This is a genomic window from Burkholderia sp. 9120 (assembly GCF_000745015.1).
Lineage (GTDB): Bacteria > Pseudomonadota > Gammaproteobacteria > Burkholderiales > Burkholderiaceae > Paraburkholderia.
Genome location: NZ_JQNA01000002.1, coordinates 1,269,510 through 1,284,959, shown reverse-complemented (window position 1 = coordinate 1,284,959; position 15,450 = coordinate 1,269,510). Strand labels below are relative to the sequence as shown.

The 15,450-nt window shown below is 64.0% G+C and carries 13 protein-coding genes and 2 pseudogenes; 10 read left to right on the top strand and 5 right to left on the bottom strand.

Annotation, left to right across the window (positions count from 1 at the left end):
- Positions 1 to 109 precede the first annotated feature (109 nt).
- Together FA94_RS13945 and htpG are read left to right on the top strand one after the other, a co-directional pair.
- Positions 110 to 1,564, top strand: a complete 1,455-nt coding sequence (locus FA94_RS13945; protein WP_035552038.1) for an aminotransferase-like domain-containing protein — start codon at positions 110 to 112, stop codon at positions 1,562 to 1,564.
- Between the two features lie 206 nt (positions 1,565 to 1,770).
- Positions 1,771 to 3,669, top strand: coding sequence for a molecular chaperone HtpG (htpG, locus tag FA94_RS13940; protein WP_035552036.1), 1,899 nt, complete (start codon positions 1,771 to 1,773; stop codon positions 3,667 to 3,669).
- 116 nt (positions 3,670 to 3,785) lie between these two features.
- Here htpG and FA94_RS13935 read toward each other — a convergent pair whose 3' ends face one another.
- On the bottom strand, positions 3,786 to 4,055 hold the full coding sequence (locus FA94_RS13935; protein ID WP_035552033.1) for a hypothetical protein: 270 nt from the start codon (positions 4,053 to 4,055) through the stop codon (positions 3,786 to 3,788).
- A 302-nt stretch (positions 4,056 to 4,357) separates the two neighbouring features.
- Here FA94_RS13935 and FA94_RS13930 point away from each other — a divergent pair.
- The 3 genes and pseudogenes from FA94_RS13930 to FA94_RS13920 all read left to right on the top strand — a co-directional run.
- Positions 4,358 to 5,695 (top strand): annotated as a pseudogene (locus FA94_RS13930) (hypothetical protein); the annotation flags it as partial.
- A 103-nt stretch (positions 5,696 to 5,798) separates the two neighbouring features.
- Positions 5,799 to 6,536 (top strand): chorismate--pyruvate lyase family protein, encoded by a 738-nt coding sequence (locus FA94_RS13925; protein ID WP_035552031.1) that lies wholly within the window; start codon positions 5,799 to 5,801, stop codon positions 6,534 to 6,536.
- Positions 6,536 to 7,012: a DNA-deoxyinosine glycosylase gene (locus FA94_RS13920; protein ID WP_035552028.1), complete on the top strand. Its 477-nt coding sequence runs from the start codon at positions 6,536 to 6,538 to the stop codon at positions 7,010 to 7,012. Before FA94_RS13925 ends, FA94_RS13920 begins: the two co-directional genes overlap by 1 nt.
- A 63-nt stretch (positions 7,013 to 7,075) precedes the next feature.
- Here FA94_RS13920 and FA94_RS13915 read toward each other — a convergent pair whose 3' ends face one another.
- Positions 7,076 to 7,771: a P-loop NTPase family protein gene (locus FA94_RS13915; protein WP_035552025.1), complete on the bottom strand. Its 696-nt coding sequence runs from the start codon at positions 7,769 to 7,771 to the stop codon at positions 7,076 to 7,078.
- Positions 7,772 to 7,948: 177 nt separating this feature from the next.
- Here FA94_RS13915 and FA94_RS39435 point away from each other — a divergent pair.
- The 5 genes and pseudogenes from FA94_RS39435 to FA94_RS13890 all read left to right on the top strand — a co-directional run.
- A pseudogene (locus FA94_RS39435) lies at positions 7,949 to 8,047 on the top strand (DNA-deoxyinosine glycosylase); the annotation flags it as partial.
- Positions 8,048 to 8,061: 14 nt separating this feature from the next.
- Positions 8,062 to 8,982: a class I SAM-dependent methyltransferase gene (locus FA94_RS13905; protein ID WP_035552020.1), complete on the top strand. Its 921-nt coding sequence runs from the start codon at positions 8,062 to 8,064 to the stop codon at positions 8,980 to 8,982.
- A gap of 294 nt (positions 8,983 to 9,276) precedes the next feature.
- Positions 9,277 to 9,516, top strand: coding sequence for a DUF3311 domain-containing protein (locus FA94_RS13900; protein ID WP_035552017.1), 240 nt, complete (start codon positions 9,277 to 9,279; stop codon positions 9,514 to 9,516).
- A complete protein-coding gene (gene mctP, locus FA94_RS13895) occupies positions 9,516 to 11,066 on the top strand; it encodes a monocarboxylate uptake permease MctP (protein ID WP_035552015.1) in 1,551 nt (516 codons plus the stop codon). Before FA94_RS13900 ends, mctP begins: the two co-directional genes overlap by 1 nt.
- 129 nt (positions 11,067 to 11,195) lie before the next feature.
- Positions 11,196 to 12,323, top strand: coding sequence for an FUSC family protein (locus FA94_RS13890; protein ID WP_081935918.1), 1,128 nt, complete (start codon positions 11,196 to 11,198; stop codon positions 12,321 to 12,323).
- 30 nt (positions 12,324 to 12,353) lie between these two features.
- On the opposite strand, the gene FA94_RS13885 is transcribed toward FA94_RS13890, so the two are convergent.
- The 3 genes from FA94_RS13885 to FA94_RS13875 all read right to left on the bottom strand — a co-directional run bounded on the left by FA94_RS13885 (position 12,354) and on the right by FA94_RS13875 (position 15,405).
- Positions 12,354 to 12,764, bottom strand: coding sequence for a VOC family protein (locus FA94_RS13885; RefSeq protein WP_035552012.1), 411 nt, complete (start codon positions 12,762 to 12,764; stop codon positions 12,354 to 12,356).
- Positions 12,765 to 13,000: 236 nt separating this feature from the next.
- Positions 13,001 to 13,954, bottom strand: coding sequence for a transaldolase (tal, locus tag FA94_RS13880; RefSeq protein ID WP_035552009.1), 954 nt, complete (start codon positions 13,952 to 13,954; stop codon positions 13,001 to 13,003).
- A gap of 230 nt (positions 13,955 to 14,184) precedes the next feature.
- Positions 14,185 to 15,405 carry a benzoate/H(+) symporter BenE family transporter gene (locus FA94_RS13875; protein WP_035552006.1) on the bottom strand — a complete coding sequence of 407 codons (1,221 nt, stop codon included), beginning with the start codon at positions 15,403 to 15,405 and terminating at the stop codon, positions 14,185 to 14,187.
- Positions 15,406 to 15,450: the final 45 nt, after the last annotated feature.

The following is a 15,450-nucleotide window of genomic DNA, read 5'->3' as shown; positions in this document are numbered from 1 at the left end:
CGACCGGCACAGTAACGGTACAATCGATTCGATACTTTCCAGTACGCCTGTACGACGTCCTGAGCGACGTCCCGTACGACGTCCGCTCGGGGAACAGTTGGAGCCTGTCATGTCCGTCCCGCTTGCCCAGATTCCCACGCCGCACGACACCACCTCGATGACGCTGGTCGAACAGCTTGTGCAGTGGGCCCGCCGCCGCATCGAGGAACGGGTGTTTCGTCCCGGCATGCGCATGCCGTCGATCCGCAAGCTCGCGTTGGACAAAGGCGTGTCGCGCTTCACGGTGGTCGAGGCCTACGAGCGGCTGGTCGCGCAAGGCTATCTGGAGTCGCGGCGCGGTTCCGGCTTTTATGTGCGCGAGCGTCTGAGCGGCGTGGCGCTGGTCGAGACGCGCGCGCCGAGCATCGCGACGCCCGAGCCGGCCGCGCTCGACGTGGTCTGGCTGCTGCGCAACATGCTGCATACCGGCGCGCGCTCGGAGCGCAGTCCGGGTCTCGGTTATCTGCCGGTGCGCTGGCTCGACGGCGACCTGATCACCAATGCGTTACGCACGCTCGGCCGGCAAAGCGGCGCGCAGATGCTCGGCATCGGCACGCCACAGGGCTTTCTGCCGCTGCGCCAGCAGTTGCAGACGCGGCTCGAGGAGCTGGAAATCGGCGCCTCGCCGGACCAGATCGTGATGGTGTCCGGCGTCACGCAGGCCATCGACCTGATCTCGCGCATCTACGTGAAACCGGGCGATGCGGTGATCGTCGGCGATCCGGCGTGGTTTCAGATGTTCGGGCGCTTCGTGTCGCAGGGCGCGCGGCTGGTCGGCATGCCGTACACGCCGGACGGCCCGGACCTCGACGCGCTCGAAGCGCTGGTCGAGACATGGCGGCCCAAGATGCTGGTGATCAACTCGGTGCTGCAGAACCCGACCGGCACGTCGCTGACGGCGGCCCAGGCGTTCCGCATTCTGCGGCTCGCCGAGGCCTACGACTTCATCGTCGTCGAGGACGATATTTACGGCGACCTGTGTCCGCCAAGCTATCCGGGCACGCGGCTCGCGAGCCTCGATCAGTTGAAGCGGGTGATCTACCTCGGCAGCTTTTCGAAGACGCTCGCGCCGAATCTGCGCGTCGGCTTTATTGCGTGCGCGCCGGACGTGGCGCGGGCGGTCAGCGATCAGAAGATGCTGGTCGGCATGACCAGCCCGGAACTGAACGAGCGCGTGCTGTACAAGATTCTGACCGAGGGCCATTACCGGCGGCATGTCGAGCGGCTGCGCGTGCGGCTCGACGGCGTGCGCGAAAAATCCGTGCGGATGCTGGAAAAGACCGGCCTGAAGCTGTTCCTGACGCCCGCGGCCGGCATGTTCCTGTGGGCCGATACCGGCGTCGACGCCGGCGCGTTGGCCGCCGCCGGTCACGAAGCCGGCTTTCTGCTGACGCCCGGCAGCCTGTTCTCGCCGCAGCAGTCGCCGACCACCTGGATGCGCTTCAATATCGCCAACTGCGGCGATCCGGAACTGGCGACGTTTCTGTCCCGCTATCTTGACGGAGTCGCACGCCGCGCCTCTTGAAACCGCGCGAGCTTGCCCCAAAATACGCGGGCAATCCGGTAGCCGCCCGGTAGCCGCCGAATTGACGCACCGACGGACCGACTCGGCGCACCGACCGCCGGCGCTGCGCGGCCAGTTGCAAAGGCCGCACAGCCCGCACCGGCCGCGCCAGGCGTCCCGCTTTACCCTGATTTGAATCCCATTCGCAACAGAGAGGAAGTCCGACCATGGCACAAGAAACCATGAGCTTTCAGGCAGAAGTGAAACAGCTTCTGCACCTGATGATCCATTCGCTGTACAGCAACAAGGAAATTTTCCTGCGCGAGCTGATTTCGAACGCGTCCGACGCGGCCGACAAGCTGCGCTTCGAAGCGATCGAAAACAGCGCGTTGTACGAAGGCGATTCGAATCTGCGGATTCGCGTGGCGTTCGACAAGGCCGCCCGCACTGTCACGATCGACGACAACGGCATCGGCATGAGCCGCGACGAAGCGATCGCCAACCTTGGCACGATCGCCCGCTCGGGCACGAAGGAATTCTTCGGCAAGCTTTCCGGCGACCAGCAGAAAGACGCGGCGCTGATCGGCCAGTTCGGCGTGGGCTTTTATTCGGGCTTTATCGTCGCCGACAAGATCACCGTCGAAACGCGCCGTGCCGGTTTGCCGGCGTCGGACGCGGTGCGCTGGGAAAGCGCGGGCGAGGGCGATTTCGCGGTCGAGAGCATCGAGCGCGCCGCGCGCGGCACGACCATCACGCTGCATCTGCGTGCCGAAGAAGACGAGCTGCTGTCGTCGCATCGTCTGAAGGCGATCATTCAGAAGTACTCGGACCACGTTGCGCTGCCGATCCTGATGCACAAGGAAGAGTGGGACGCGGAAAAGAGCGAGATGGTCACGAAAGACGAAGACGAGACCGTCAATCAGGCCAGCGCGCTGTGGACCCGTTCGAAGAACGAGATCACCGAAGAGCAGTACAAGCAGTTCTATCAGCACCTCGCGCATGACCATCAGGACCCGCTGATCTGGACGCATAACCGCGTCGAGGGCCGCAGCGAGTACACGCAACTGCTGTACGTGCCGACCCACGCGCCGTTCGACATGTTCAACCGCGACAACCGCGGCGGGCTGAAGCTGTACGTGAAGCGCGTGTTCATCATGGACGAAGCCGAGCAACTGCTGCCGGGCTATCTGCGCTTCGTGAAGGGCGTGGTCGATTCGAGCGATCTGCCGCTGAACGTGTCGCGCGAAATCCTGCAGGAAAGCCGCGACGTCAAGACGATTCGCGAAGGCGTGATCAAGCGTTCGCTGTCCATGCTCGAAGAGCTGGCCAATTCGGAAGACGAAGCCGAGCGCGCCAAGTACGCCGGTTTCTGGAAAGAATTCGGCCAGGTGCTGAAGGAAGGTATCGGCGAAGACTTCGCCAATCGCGAGCGGATCGCGAAGCTCGTGCGCTTTGCGTCGACGCATACGGACACGGCGGAGCAAACCGTTTCGCTGGCGGACTACGTCGCGCGAATGAAGCCCGAGCAAACCAAGATCTACTACGTGACCGCCGATACCTGGCTGGCCGCGACCCACAGCCCGCATCTCGAAGTGTTCCGCAAGAAGGGCGTGGAAGTGCTGCTGCTGACCGATCGCGTCGACGAATGGATGCTGTCGTTCCTGAACGAATTCGACGGCAAGCCGCTGCAAAGCGTGGCGCGCGGCGATCTCGATCTGGGCGCGCTGAACGATGAAGAAAAGCAGGCGCAGGAGAAGGTCGGCGAAGAGTTCAAGCCGCTCGTCGAGAAGATGAAGGAAGCGCTGAAGGACAAGGCGAAAGACGTGCGTCTCACGTTCCGCCTGACCGATTCGCCGTCCTGCCTCGTGGCCGACGACGGTGAAATGAGCGGTTATCTGCAACGCATGCTGAAGGCCGCAGGCCAGGACGCGCCGTCGTTCCATCCGATTCTCGAAGTGAATCCGGAACACGCGCTGGTGAAGGGCTTGCACGCGGACAGCGCGAACTTCGACGACTGGTGCCACCTGCTGTTCGATCAGGCCATGCTGGCCGAAGGTGGATCGCTGGAAGATCCGGCGAGCTTCGTGAAGCGCACCAACGCGTTGTTGCTGGCGCGTGCGCAGTGAGTGCGATGTAACTGGCGTCTAGTTGACGCTGGGAGGTGAAAAATGCGCTGCCTTTTGGCAGCGCATTTTTTTTGGCTGCGCCCGACCAGCGGCGTGAGCCTTAGTGAGCGCGAGACTTAACGGGCCGGAACCGGGCCGTTCAAATGCGTGACCTGCGAGAGCACGCAGCCGGCCAGTTCCTTGGCTTCCTGGCAGGACGCATGGTCGGCCAGTACCTTTGCCGCCAGACTGCCGATCTTCTGGCTAGTCTGCTTGGACGTGTGATGCTGCGCGAGCGCCGAGCCGGCGAGTTCCTTCTCCATGAACGTAACCGACGAACGCCGCAAAACCAGCGCGGCCAGATGAGCGATTCGGTCAGACGTTTCTTTCGTGTTGACAGTATTCAAGGGTGACTCCTGGCGTGTTAGTTATCGATTATGTCGGCCGCACAGGCATGGCCTGTTTGGTCGACTCGAATAAGTATGGGTAACTAACTAAACATAATCAACGACCATAAATTGAGATTGGTTTATGAGACGTAATCACGGGGGATTGTCTTATTCTTCCGCATTCTAAATTCGGATGCCTGAAGGATTTATCGCAATCTTCTAGGTCGCATTTGCGCCGGATCTTATTCAACGAAGACGCGTTCGCGCGTCGCGACTTCCTGTGAATTCCCATGCACGATTCCGCCCTGGCAAACTCCTCCGCGCAGACCGAGCGCCGCGCGACGCTCGCGCGAGCCTACGCGCTAAACCCTGAGCTGGACCCCGCGCTGCCGCTGCAACTCGCGCTGGCCTTCCGCGAGATTCGCGCCTGGCCGACGGTCGAACGCCTCTGCCGCGAGCGCCTCGCGCGCAATCCCGCGGATGCGGAAATGGCCTGGCAACTCAGTCACGCGCAGTGGCAAAGCAACGACGCGGCCGCAGCGGAAGCCACCATGCGCGCCGTCGATCGCGCCGCGCCCGGCAATCCGCATGTGTCGGCGGCGATCGGCATGTATCTGGCCGAGCAGGCGTGTTATGACGCCAGCGAAGCGGCGTTGCGAGCGGCGCTGGCGCTCGACCCGTCGACGGTCGAGGCGGCCGTCGATCTGGCCGATCTGGAATTGCGACGCGGCGCGTGGACGAGCGGATGGCCGCGCTTCGAGGCGCGGCTCGCACGCGCCGACCGTGAACCCAACAACATCGTCACCGTGATGGCCGCGCTGTGTCCGCGTTGGTGGGGTGAATCGCTGGCGGGCAAAACGCTCGTCGTGCATAGCGAGCAGGGTAGCGGCGACGATATCCAGATGGTCCGTTTCGTCCCGCGAATGGCCGCACGCGTGCACGCCGAAGGCGGCCGCCTGGTGCTGGCCGTGCGGCGCGCCTTGCAACCGCTGTTCGCGCGTTTTTACGCGGATTGCGTGTCGATCGAGGACGGCCCGCTCGGCACGCCCGACTACGGCTTGCCGATGATGAGCTTGCCGCTCGCGCTCGATCTGCGGCCGGACGAACTACGCGGCGCACCGTATCTGCACGCCGATGTCGTGAAGATGGCCGCATGGCGCGAGCGGCTTCACGCCTGCGCGCCGGATGCGAAGCGTCACGTCGGTCTGGTGTGGTCCGGCAGTCCGACGCATCGGCGCGATGCGAAGCGGTCGATTCCGCTTGCCGCGCTTGCTCCGCTGCTGACGCTGCCGGATGTCGTGTTTTACCCGCTCACGCCTGGCCGTCACGAAGACGCGGCGGCGCTGCTCGCGCAAGGCTATCGCGTGTGCGATCTGACGGCGGCCTATGAAAGCGGCTTCGACGACGTGGCGGCGCATCTCGGCGTGCTCGATGCGCTGGTGACGATCGACAGCGCGCCGTTGCACCTGGGCGGCGCGCTCGGTTGCCCGGTGTTCGCAATGCTCGACCATGTGTCGCACTGGTCGTGGGGCAGCGAGGAGACGCAGTCCTGGTACGACTCGATCGAACTGTTCAGGCAGCCACAGCCGGCGGACTGGGCGCCGGTGGTCGAGCGGGTCAAAAACCGCTTGCAGGCGATGCCGGCCCGCAACCGGTGAGTGTGGCGCAAAGTTTGGCGCGAAGCGTGGGTGGAAACCACCGCTGAACGAGCGGGTGCGGCCGCCGCAAGCTCTTCGCTGAGCGCCGCTATAATCCGACACCATGCCTATCCGTTTCGATGCCGCCGACGCCCACTGGCGCGTTGCTCCTTTACCCGGCTTCAGCGCCGCCCAGAAAGACTGGCTGACGCGCGGCGGTTCACTGACCGCGCATCTGCGTGCGCTCGGTGCGGTCGCGGTGCGTGTGACGCGTGAAAGCGTCGCGCTGCCATGGGCCGACGAGTACGCCGCGCTCGGCCTCGCGTCACGCGCGCCGGTGTGGGTTCGGGAAGTGGTGCTGTCGGTCGACCGCGTGCCGTTCGTCGCCGCGCATAGCGTGACGCCGCTCGTCGCGAGTGTCGGCGTGTGGCAGGCCACCCGGCGTTTGCGCACGCGGCCGTTGGCCGAACTGCTGTATAGCGACAGCAGCGTCGCCCGTTCGGCGCTGGTGAGCCGGCGTTTAACCGAGCGTCATCCGTTGTACCGGTTGGCGGCGCGTGAAATTGCCGCGACCACGGCGTCGCCGCATGCGCTGGTCGCGCGTCGCTCGGTGTTCGAACGCCACGGCGCGCCGCTGATGGTGACGGAATGCTTTCTGCCTGCACTGTGGTCGCATCTCGCGGCGACGGCTTCTTCCCACGCTGACGACGCGAACTCTGCCCTAACGGCCCACGCCGCGCATCCACGTGTGCGCGAGCACGGCCGACCGCTCGACCACACCGTCTCACGCGCGCACGCGCCGAAGGAGGTGCCGTCAGAGGATCCGCCGGCGCCGCGTCCATCCAATGAGCGAGGCCGCTGATGCTGCGCGGTTTTCCTCCCGTCGTCGCGGCGAATACCCATACGCTGATTCTGGGCAGCTTTCCCGGCGAGGCGTCGCTGGTCGCGACGCAGTATTACGCGCATCCGCGGAATCAGTTCTGGCGCTTACTGGGCGAGGTGCTCGGCGAGCCTCAGTTGCATACGCTCGCTTATGACGAACGTCTCAAGCTCGTGTTGAAGCACGGGATCGGTGTCTGGGACGTGCTTGCCGCGTGCCATCGCGAAGGCAGTCTCGATTCGGCGATCCGGAATGCGAAGCCGAACGATTTCGATGCGCTGCGCGAGCATGCGCCCTTGCTGAAGAAGGTGTGTTTCAACGGCAAGACGGCGGGGCGATTTGCCGGCGTGATAGGCGAGGCGGGATATGAAACGCTGGTGCTGCCTTCTTCTAGTCCGGCGAATGCGACACTGTCTTTCGATCAGAAGCTGTTGCTGTGGCGAGAGGTTGTTTCCTGACGTTGTTTCTCAATCGCGCAAACGCGGGGCTTCCCGTGCGCCCCGCGTAGAAGCCGGATCCGCCTACAAGGCCAGCGTGTCCAGTTCCGCATAAGCGCGATGTAGCCACACCTTGACGCGTTGGCGTTCCAGCAAGCCGAGCCCGGTGGCGGCACGATCCGGATGATTGACTGCCGCCCAGAAGCTCGCGCTCTGTCGATCGATCTTCTGCATCGTTGTATCGGGCAGGTGGCGCAGTGTTATCACGCTGGCGCCGAGTGCTTCGGCCCGCTTGCGCTCGCCCGATGCCTCCAGAATCTCGAAGCGGTCGCCGCGAACTTCGTTTAGCACGAGTACCAGCTTGATGCGTCCGCCGAAGGCGTCGAGCCATTGCCGTAACAGATCGACCGAATCGCGCCCGGTGTCCATGACGTGCCACCACGTTAGCGCGAGGCCGTGTTCTTCGGCGAAACCGAATACGTCCGAATCGTCGAGCCATCCGGCGAGCGCCTGCTGCGTCTGGGCCGCGAGGTCGACCACGATGCGTCGCTGCGGTTCTGCGATGGCCGCTTCCAGGACGGGATCGAGGCTGTCATGCTGGTCGAGAACGGCAGGCGCGGCAAAGTCGGCATAGAAACGCAGCAGCGCGCCATGCGATCTGTCGGTATCGAAGCCCATGAAGGACACGCCCCGATCGATGAAATACTGGGCTAGCACGCGGGCGGCGAGCGATTTGCCCACGCCGCCTTTTTCTCCGCCGATGAAGTGGATATGACTCATGCTTACGGTTCCCGTGTGATGGAGGTGGTAGCGCCGAAACCGAGGCTAGCAGGTTTCGGTGACGTAACGACGAAACAGGTCATGTCGGCAGGCAAGGCGTGCGTGGCAGCAGCATGCTGGGTGATCGGCAGAGGTGTCAAACTGGACAAAATATCGATCCGTTGCGGCGCCTCGCCGGCGCCGGCGATCGGCGCGGCCGGCTACGCCGCCCTCGTATTGCCTTCGTCCAGTCCGGCGAATGCTATGCTCTCGTTCGACCAAAAATTGTGCCTCTAACGCGACATCCTCACATGACGAAATTGATCAAGCGCGCTTCGGCCGAAGCGCGCGCCTTCCGCAATCGCGACGCCGAATCCGCCAGCGCCGGCGGCAAACAGCAAGCCGTGCGCAGCAGGAAGCGCCCGTTGCACGACGACGATCTGCACGACGCGCCGCAAATCGAAACGCCGCGCAAGCCGCGTTTCGCACCGGTGACGTTCTCCGAAGAAGGCGGCGTGCGCTTCCTGCATTTCGGCACGGAATGGGTGCAAGGCGCCATGCGTCTGCGTAAGCCGGATCACATCGAACTCGAATACGCACAGCAGATGATGGCCTGGCTGCTGTTCATCGAAACGCCCAGGCGCGTCGTCCAGCTCGGTCTGGGCGCGGCGGCGCTGACCAAGTTCGCGTACCGCTTCCTGAAGCGCGCCAAGGTCGAGGCGGTGGAACTGAACCCGGCGGTCGTGATTGCCGCCCGCACGATGTTCGAACTGCCGCACGACGACGCGCGCCTGACCGTGCACGAAACCGACGCGTGGGACTTCGTCAACGACAGCGCCAACCACGGCACGATCGGCGCGCTGCAGGTCGACGTCTATGAAGCGACCGCGCGCGGCCCGGTGCTCGACAGCGTCGGCTTCTACCGCGCGGTGCGCGCGTGCCTGACCGATGCGGGCGTGGTGACGGTGAATCTGTTCGGCGATCATCCGAGCTTCGTGCGCAACATGAAGCGCCTGAACGAAGCCTTCGACGGCCGCGTGATCGCGCTGCCGGAAGTGCACGACGGCAACCGCATCGCGATCGCGTTCTCGGGCCCGGCGCTCGACGTGCCGTTCACGGCGCTGCAGGCGCGCGCCAGGCTGATCGAAGCGGAACTCGGCTTGCCGGCGCGCAAGTGGATCAAGGGTCTGCAGGAATCGACCGGGCAGAAGGGCGACTCGTTCGCGATCTGATGCCGTCAAGGTCGGGCCGGCTGCCGCCGGCTCGACTTCCCCCAGGGCTTCGCGCCTCCCCGTTGCGTGCATGCGACGGTTCTGCAGTCCGCCATACCCCCTCGTCTCCGTTAAGCCGCCGCTCCGCGCGCCCCAACAGCAGGCTCGCGCCTCGGGTCGGCCCTGCTTGACCGCACGTTCGCGGCTCCTATACTCTTTCGAAGCTTTCGGGGCGCCCGTGGCTATCCGCAATGGGTTCCACCACCCGTCAAACACGGGCCAACAACATTTCAATAATAGGGAAGAGGAGACGTCATGGCTCACGACGCCGACGCGAACAAGGCCAGCAAGCACTGGCTCTGGTTGCTGCTGTTGCCCTGGATCGCGATGATCTGGGTGCCGTCATACAACAAGGTCGAACCGCAACTGTTCGATTTCCCGTTCTTCTACTGGTATCAGCTCCTGTGGGTGCTGATCAGCGCCGTCATCACGGCGCTCGTGTACTTCAAGACCAAGGCGCGCTCATCGGGCCGTCCGCAAGGGGGCGCGCGATAATGAACGCCACCGCAACTTTCGTCTTCGTTCTGTTTTTCATCGGCGTCACGATTCTCGGCTTTGTCGCAGCCCACTGGCGGCGCGGCGATCTCGCCCATCTGGAAGAGTGGGGCCTCGGCGGCCGGCGCTTCGGCACCGTCGTCACCTGGTTCCTGCTGGGCGGCGACCTGTACACCGCGTACACCTTCATCGCCGTGCCGGCGCTGGTGTTCGGTGCGGGCGCAACCGGTTTCTTCGCGCTGCCGTACACGATCCTGATCTATCCGTTCGCGTTCGTCGTGTTCCCGAAACTGTGGAGCATCGCCAAACGTCAGGGCTACGTGACATCGGCGGACTTCGTGTCGGCACGCTACGGCAGCCGCATGCTGGCTCTCGCGATCGCCGTCACCGGCATCGTCGCGACCATGCCGTATATCGCGCTGCAACTGGTCGGTATCGAAGTGGTGATCGGCGCGCTCGGTTTCGACACCAAGGGCTTCGTCGGCGATCTGCCGCTGATCATCGCGTTCGCGATTCTGGCGGCCTACACCTACACCTCGGGTCTGCGCGCGCCGGCCATGATCGCGGTCGTGAAGGACATCCTGATCTATATCGTGATCTTCGCCGCAATTATCGTGATTCCGCCGCAACTGGGTGGCTTCGGGCATATCTTCAGCGTCGTGCCGCCGGCCAAGCTGCTGCTGAAGGCGCCGGACGTGTCGAGCCTGAACGGCTATAGCGCGTACGCCACACTGGCGGTGGGTTCGGCGCTCGCGCTGTTCCTGTATCCGCACTCGATCACCGCGGTGCTGTCGTCGAAGTCGGGTAACACGATCCGCCGCAACATGGCGATGCTGCCGGCGTACTCACTGGTGCTCGGCCTGCTCGCGCTGCTCGGCTTCATGGCGTTGGCCTCGGGCGTGAAGGACATGCCGGAATTCGCGCCGTACTTCAAGGCGTTCGGCCCGAACTTCGCGGTGCCGGCGCTGTTCCTGCACTTCTTCCCGTCGTGGTTCGTCGGCGTGGCGTTCGCGGCAATCGGCATCGGCGCGCTGGTGCCGGCGGCGATCATGTCGATCGCGGCGGCCAACCTGTACACGCGCAACATCCACAAGGAGTTCGTGAACCGCAACATGTCGCACGAGCAGGAGACCAATGTCGCGAAGCTGGTCTCGCTGATCGTGAAGGTCGGCGCGGTCGCGTTCATTCTCGGTCTGCCGCTCACGTACGCGATCCAGTTGCAACTGCTCGGCGGGATCTGGATCATCCAGACGCTGCCGGCGATCGTGCTCGGTCTGTACACGCGCGTGCTCGACTATCGCGGCCTGCTGGCCGGCTGGGCGGTGGGGATTGCAACCGGCACGTGGATGGCGATTTCGCTGAAGCTGGCGGGCTCGATCTTCACGATTCACCTGTTCGGTCTGGCGATTCCGGGTTATGCGGCGGTGTGGTCGCTGATCGTGAACCTGGTGGTGTCGGTGTTGGTGAGTCTGCTGGTGCGCGTGCTCGGCATGCAGCGCGCCGAGGACCGCACGCGTCCGGAAGATTATCTGGATGTGGTCGAGGGCTAACAGCGCCTGACTGTCTCATCGCAGCATGAATCACGGCGCCCGCGGACGAAAGTTCGCGGGCGTTTGTCTTTATAGGGCAGTCCAGGGCACGATAGCGGAACTGTCTTTCGAAGGATTCGCCGCGCCGCCATGGCCTCTGCCGATTCCCACACTGTGATTCCACGCCGCTCGGCGCTCAGCCGGATGGTGCGCGCGATCACCTCGCCGTATTACCGCTATCGTCACGCGAAGGTGCTGCATAGCCTGCGCGTTGGCCTCGCGATGCTGGTGTCGATTCTGGCGACTACGGGCATCGACATTCCGCATGGCATCTGGTCGTCGGTAACGTTGCTGGTGGTGATCGGCGGCTTGCAGCATCACGGCAATATCCGCAAGAAAGCCGCCGAACGGGCGGCGGGTACGCTGCTCGGCGCGACGATCGGACTCGCGCTGATCCTGGTGCAGAATTTCACCGGCTCGTTGCCGGTGACCTATGTGCTGATGTCGATCGTCGCGGCGATCTGCGCGTGGTTCGCGATCGGCTCGTCCGGTTACATCGGGCTGTTGACGGCCATCACGATGTGCATCGTCGCCGGGCATGGCGACAATCTGATCGACGTCGGGCTGTGGCGCACGCTGAACGTGCTGATCGGCATTGTGATCGCGCTGGCGTTTTCGTTCGCGCTGCCGCTGCATGCCACTTATTCGTGGCGCTACGGCATCGCGACCAATCTGCGCGAATGCGCGCGCATCTATACGCGGCTGATCGGTGGCGAGACGATCAGCGAGGAAGAACAGGTTCAGCACTTTCTGGCGATCAACAAGCGGCTGGTGCAGATGCTTGCGCTGATGCCGTCGGTCGCGAAAGAGATCGACGTGCCGCAGTCCAGACTCGATGAAATTCAGCGGCTGCACCGCTCCTCGGTGCTCAGTTCGCTGGAACTGCTCGCCACCGGCCCGCTGATGCATGCCGACGCGGTCGCACGCGCCGCGTATGGCGCGCAGTGCGGCGCCGAGGTGCACGCCGTGCGGGCGACTCTGCTGGCGATTTCGCGGGGCTTGCGCTTCGGCCGGGCGACGCACTTTGGGATTCCGGCCGCGTCGCCGCTCGCGCAGGCGCATGGCGACGCGGCGCTCAGACTGCCGGCCGATCTGCAGGGGCCGTATTGGCTCGGTCAGCGGCTCGCGGAGCAGGTGGACCGGCTGCGCGCGCTATTGCTGGAAACCGAGCCGAACTGGAATATCGAACGGCATTCGCGGACCTTGCTGAAGGTTTAGCAGCGTCCGCGGCACGGCGCGGCGGCGAGTTCAGTCTTCCGGCAACGTCACCATCCACATCAGACCGAAACGGTCCACCAGCATCCCGAAGCCCTTGCTCCAGAAGGTCGGCTGAAACGGCAACGTGACCTGACCGCCGTCGGCGAGTGCGTTGAAGTATTTTTCGGCGACGGCGGGCTCGGCCGTGAGCGACAGCGCGAAGCCTTCCATTTTCGCGGCCGGATCGCAATGGCCGTCGGACGCCATCCAGACGGTCGAACCCATCTTGATCGACGCGTGCATGATTTTTTCTTCGAGGCCGGCGCGCGGCGCGTTGTGCGGGTCGGGCGGCGCTTCTTTGTAGCGCATCTTGAGCAGCACTTCGGCGCCGAGTTTCTCGGTGTAATAGTCGAGCGCTTCTTCGCAACGGCCGTTGAAAAACACGTAAGGCTGAACGGACATGATCGTCTCCTGAAGTAGGAACAGCAGGCGCCGGCGGCCCTCGGTAGACCGCCAAGAGGGACGGGCGTGGTGAAAATTGTAGTCGTCCGTTGCGGCGGGATCGTGACTTTATATCGTAGGGTAGGGCGGGTCGGTAAACGGCAAACGGCCCCGAACCGTCAGGTCCGGGGCCGTTTGCCGAACAATCTTCGCGGCAAGCGCGGCGACTTACTCCGCCGCCGCGAATCTCACCGCCATCAACGCAGCGCTTCGATCAGCTTTTCCAGCTTGACGGCATCTGCGGCGAACGCGCGGATACCTTCGGCGAGCTTTTCGGTCGCCATGGCTTCGTCATTGACGAGGAAACGGAACGACGATTCGTCCACCGGCACGCGTTCGATATCCGCGCCCTGCGAGAGGTCCGCCGACAGCTTGCGTTCAACCTTCTCGGTGCTCTCCTGCAGCTTTTGCAGCAGATCCGGGCTGATGGTCAGCAGATCGCAGCCGGCCAGTTCCAGAACCTGACCCGGCGTGCGGAAGCTCGCGCCCATCACCTCGGTCTTGTAGCCGAACTTCTTGTAGTACGCGTAGATGCGGCGCACCGACTTGACGCCCGGATCGTTGGCGCCGCCGTCTTTCGCTTCGTCCCACGCGCTGCCGGCGTTCTTCTTGTACCAGTCGTAAATACGGCCGACGAACGGCGAAATGAGTTGCGCGCCCGCTTCGGCGCAAGCCGCGGCCTGTGCGAGCGAGAACAGCAGCGTCATGTTGCAGTGGATGCCTTCCTTCTGCAGCACTTCGGCGGCACGGATGCCTTCCCACGTGGACGCGAGCTTGATCAGCACGCGTTCGCGGCCGATGCCGTGGTCCTTATACAGCGCGATCAACTCGCGGCCCTTGGCGATCGACGCTTCGGTGTCGAACGACAGACGCGCGTCGACTTCAGTCGACACGCGACCCGGAATGATCTTGAGGATTTCGGTGCCGAACGCGATCAGCAACTGGTCGATGATCGCGCCAACCGGCTTCGACGCGTGCGCCTTCACGGTCTTTTCGAGCAGCGGCTTGTAGTCGTCTTTCTGGACGGCCTTCAGAATCAGCGACGGATTGGTCGTTGCGTCCTGCGGCTTGTACTGGGCAAGCTGCTGGAAGTCGCCGGTATCGGCGACGACGGTGGTGTATTGCTTGAGTTGGTCGAGTGCGGTTGTCATGTTCGAGCCTTCAGGGCGCATGCGCGCCGTGGTTCAGGAGAAATGAGATCGCCGCCGGACTGATCGGATTCACCAGTGCCGGCGGCCGCGGGTCACGCTGCAGCGCTGCCCGTCATAGTGCCGGGGCATTTTGACGGAAAGCGCTGCCGGATGCTTCTATTCTATGGCGGATCGCCTGATGCAGGGTTGACACTTGCCCAACCCGATCCGTTCACCCTTATTTCGGGCGCTCAGCCACGCCGCGCGTTCAACACCACCTGGGTCACCACGCCCGCCACCAGCCCCCAGAACGCCGAGCCGATGGACAGCAAGGTCAGCCCGGAGGCCGTCACCATGAACGTTACCAGCGCCGCTTCGCGCTGCTTGAGGTCCTGCATGGCGTTGGCGAGGCCGCTCATGATCGAGCCGAACAGCGCCAGCGCCGCGACGGACACCACCAGCGCCTTCGGCAGCGCCGCGAACAGCGCGGCTATAGTGGCGCCGAACACCCCGGCGATCAGATAGAAAATGCCGCACCAGACCGCCGCGGTGTAACGCTTGTCGCGGTTTTCGTGCGCTTCGGGGCCGGTGCAGATCGCCGCGGTGATCGCCGCAAGATTGATGCCGTGCGAGCCGAACGGCGCGAGCAGCAGCGAGGCGAGGCCGGTCGTGGAAATCAGCGGCGCCGACGGCGTGCTGTAGCCGTCCGCGCGCAACACGGCAATGCCCGGCACGTTCTGCGACGCCATCGCGACGACGAACAGCGGAATGCCGATGCTGACGCTGGCGGCCAACGAAAACGCCGGCATCGTGAACACCGGATGCGCGAGCGCTACGTGAAAGCGGCTGAAATCGAGCAGGCCGAGCCCACCGGCCGCCGCCGTGCCGACGATCAGCGTCGTCACGATCGCGTAGCGCGGGGCCAGCCGTTTGACGATCAGATAGGTGAAGAACATGGTCAGCACCAGCGCGGTCTGGAATTGCGCGGCGCGGAAAATCTCAATGCCGATCTCGAACAGAATCCCCGCCAGCAACGCCGAGGCGATGCCGGCCGGGATTTTTTTCATCAGCGTGTCGAACCAGCCGGTCAGACCGACCACCGTCAGCAGCACCGCGCAGACGATAAACGCGCCGATCGCCTCGGGATACGCCACATGCGGCAGCGACGACACCAGCAGCGCCGCGCCGGGCGTCGACCATGCGATCACGATCGGCGCGCGAAAGCGCAGCGACAGGCCGATCGTGCAGACGGCCATGCCGATCGACAGCGCCCAGATCCACGACGAAATCTGCGCATCGCTCAGATGCGCGGCCTGACCCGCCTGGAACATCAGCACGAGCGAACTGGTATAGCCGGTCATCATCGCAACGAAACCGGCGACGATGGTGGACAGCGAGGTGTCGGCGAACGGGTTGGAACGTCCCGGCGGCGTGGCGGAAGGGGACAAATCGGGGGAGGCAGACGGACGCATGCGGCAGCTTTCTTATCGTTGAAGGTGAAGCAGGTGAAGATAAAG

Coding starts and splice junctions, on each gene's coding strand:
- FA94_RS13945 (WP_035552038.1), top strand. CDS start 110: ATGTCCGTCCCGCTTGCCCAGATTCCCACGCCGCACGACACCACCTCG.
- htpG (WP_035552036.1), top strand. CDS start 1,771: ATGGCACAAGAAACCATGAGCTTTCAGGCAGAAGTGAAACAGCTTCTG.
- FA94_RS13925 (WP_035552031.1), top strand. CDS start 5,799: ATGCCTATCCGTTTCGATGCCGCCGACGCCCACTGGCGCGTTGCTCCT.
- FA94_RS13920 (WP_035552028.1), top strand. CDS start 6,536: ATGCTGCGCGGTTTTCCTCCCGTCGTCGCGGCGAATACCCATACGCTG.
- FA94_RS13915 (WP_035552025.1), bottom strand. CDS start 7,771: ATGAGTCATATCCACTTCATCGGCGGAGAAAAAGGCGGCGTGGGCAAA.
- FA94_RS13905 (WP_035552020.1), top strand. CDS start 8,062: ATGACGAAATTGATCAAGCGCGCTTCGGCCGAAGCGCGCGCCTTCCGC.
- FA94_RS13900 (WP_035552017.1), top strand. CDS start 9,277: ATGGCTCACGACGCCGACGCGAACAAGGCCAGCAAGCACTGGCTCTGG.
- mctP (WP_035552015.1), top strand. CDS start 9,516: ATGAACGCCACCGCAACTTTCGTCTTCGTTCTGTTTTTCATCGGCGTC.
- FA94_RS13890 (WP_081935918.1), top strand. CDS start 11,196: ATGGCCTCTGCCGATTCCCACACTGTGATTCCACGCCGCTCGGCGCTC.
- FA94_RS13885 (WP_035552012.1), bottom strand. CDS start 12,764: ATGTCCGTTCAGCCTTACGTGTTTTTCAACGGCCGTTGCGAAGAAGCG.
- tal (WP_035552009.1), bottom strand. CDS start 13,954: ATGACAACCGCACTCGACCAACTCAAGCAATACACCACCGTCGTCGCC.
- FA94_RS13875 (WP_035552006.1), bottom strand. CDS start 15,405: ATGCGTCCGTCTGCCTCCCCCGATTTGTCCCCTTCCGCCACGCCGCCG.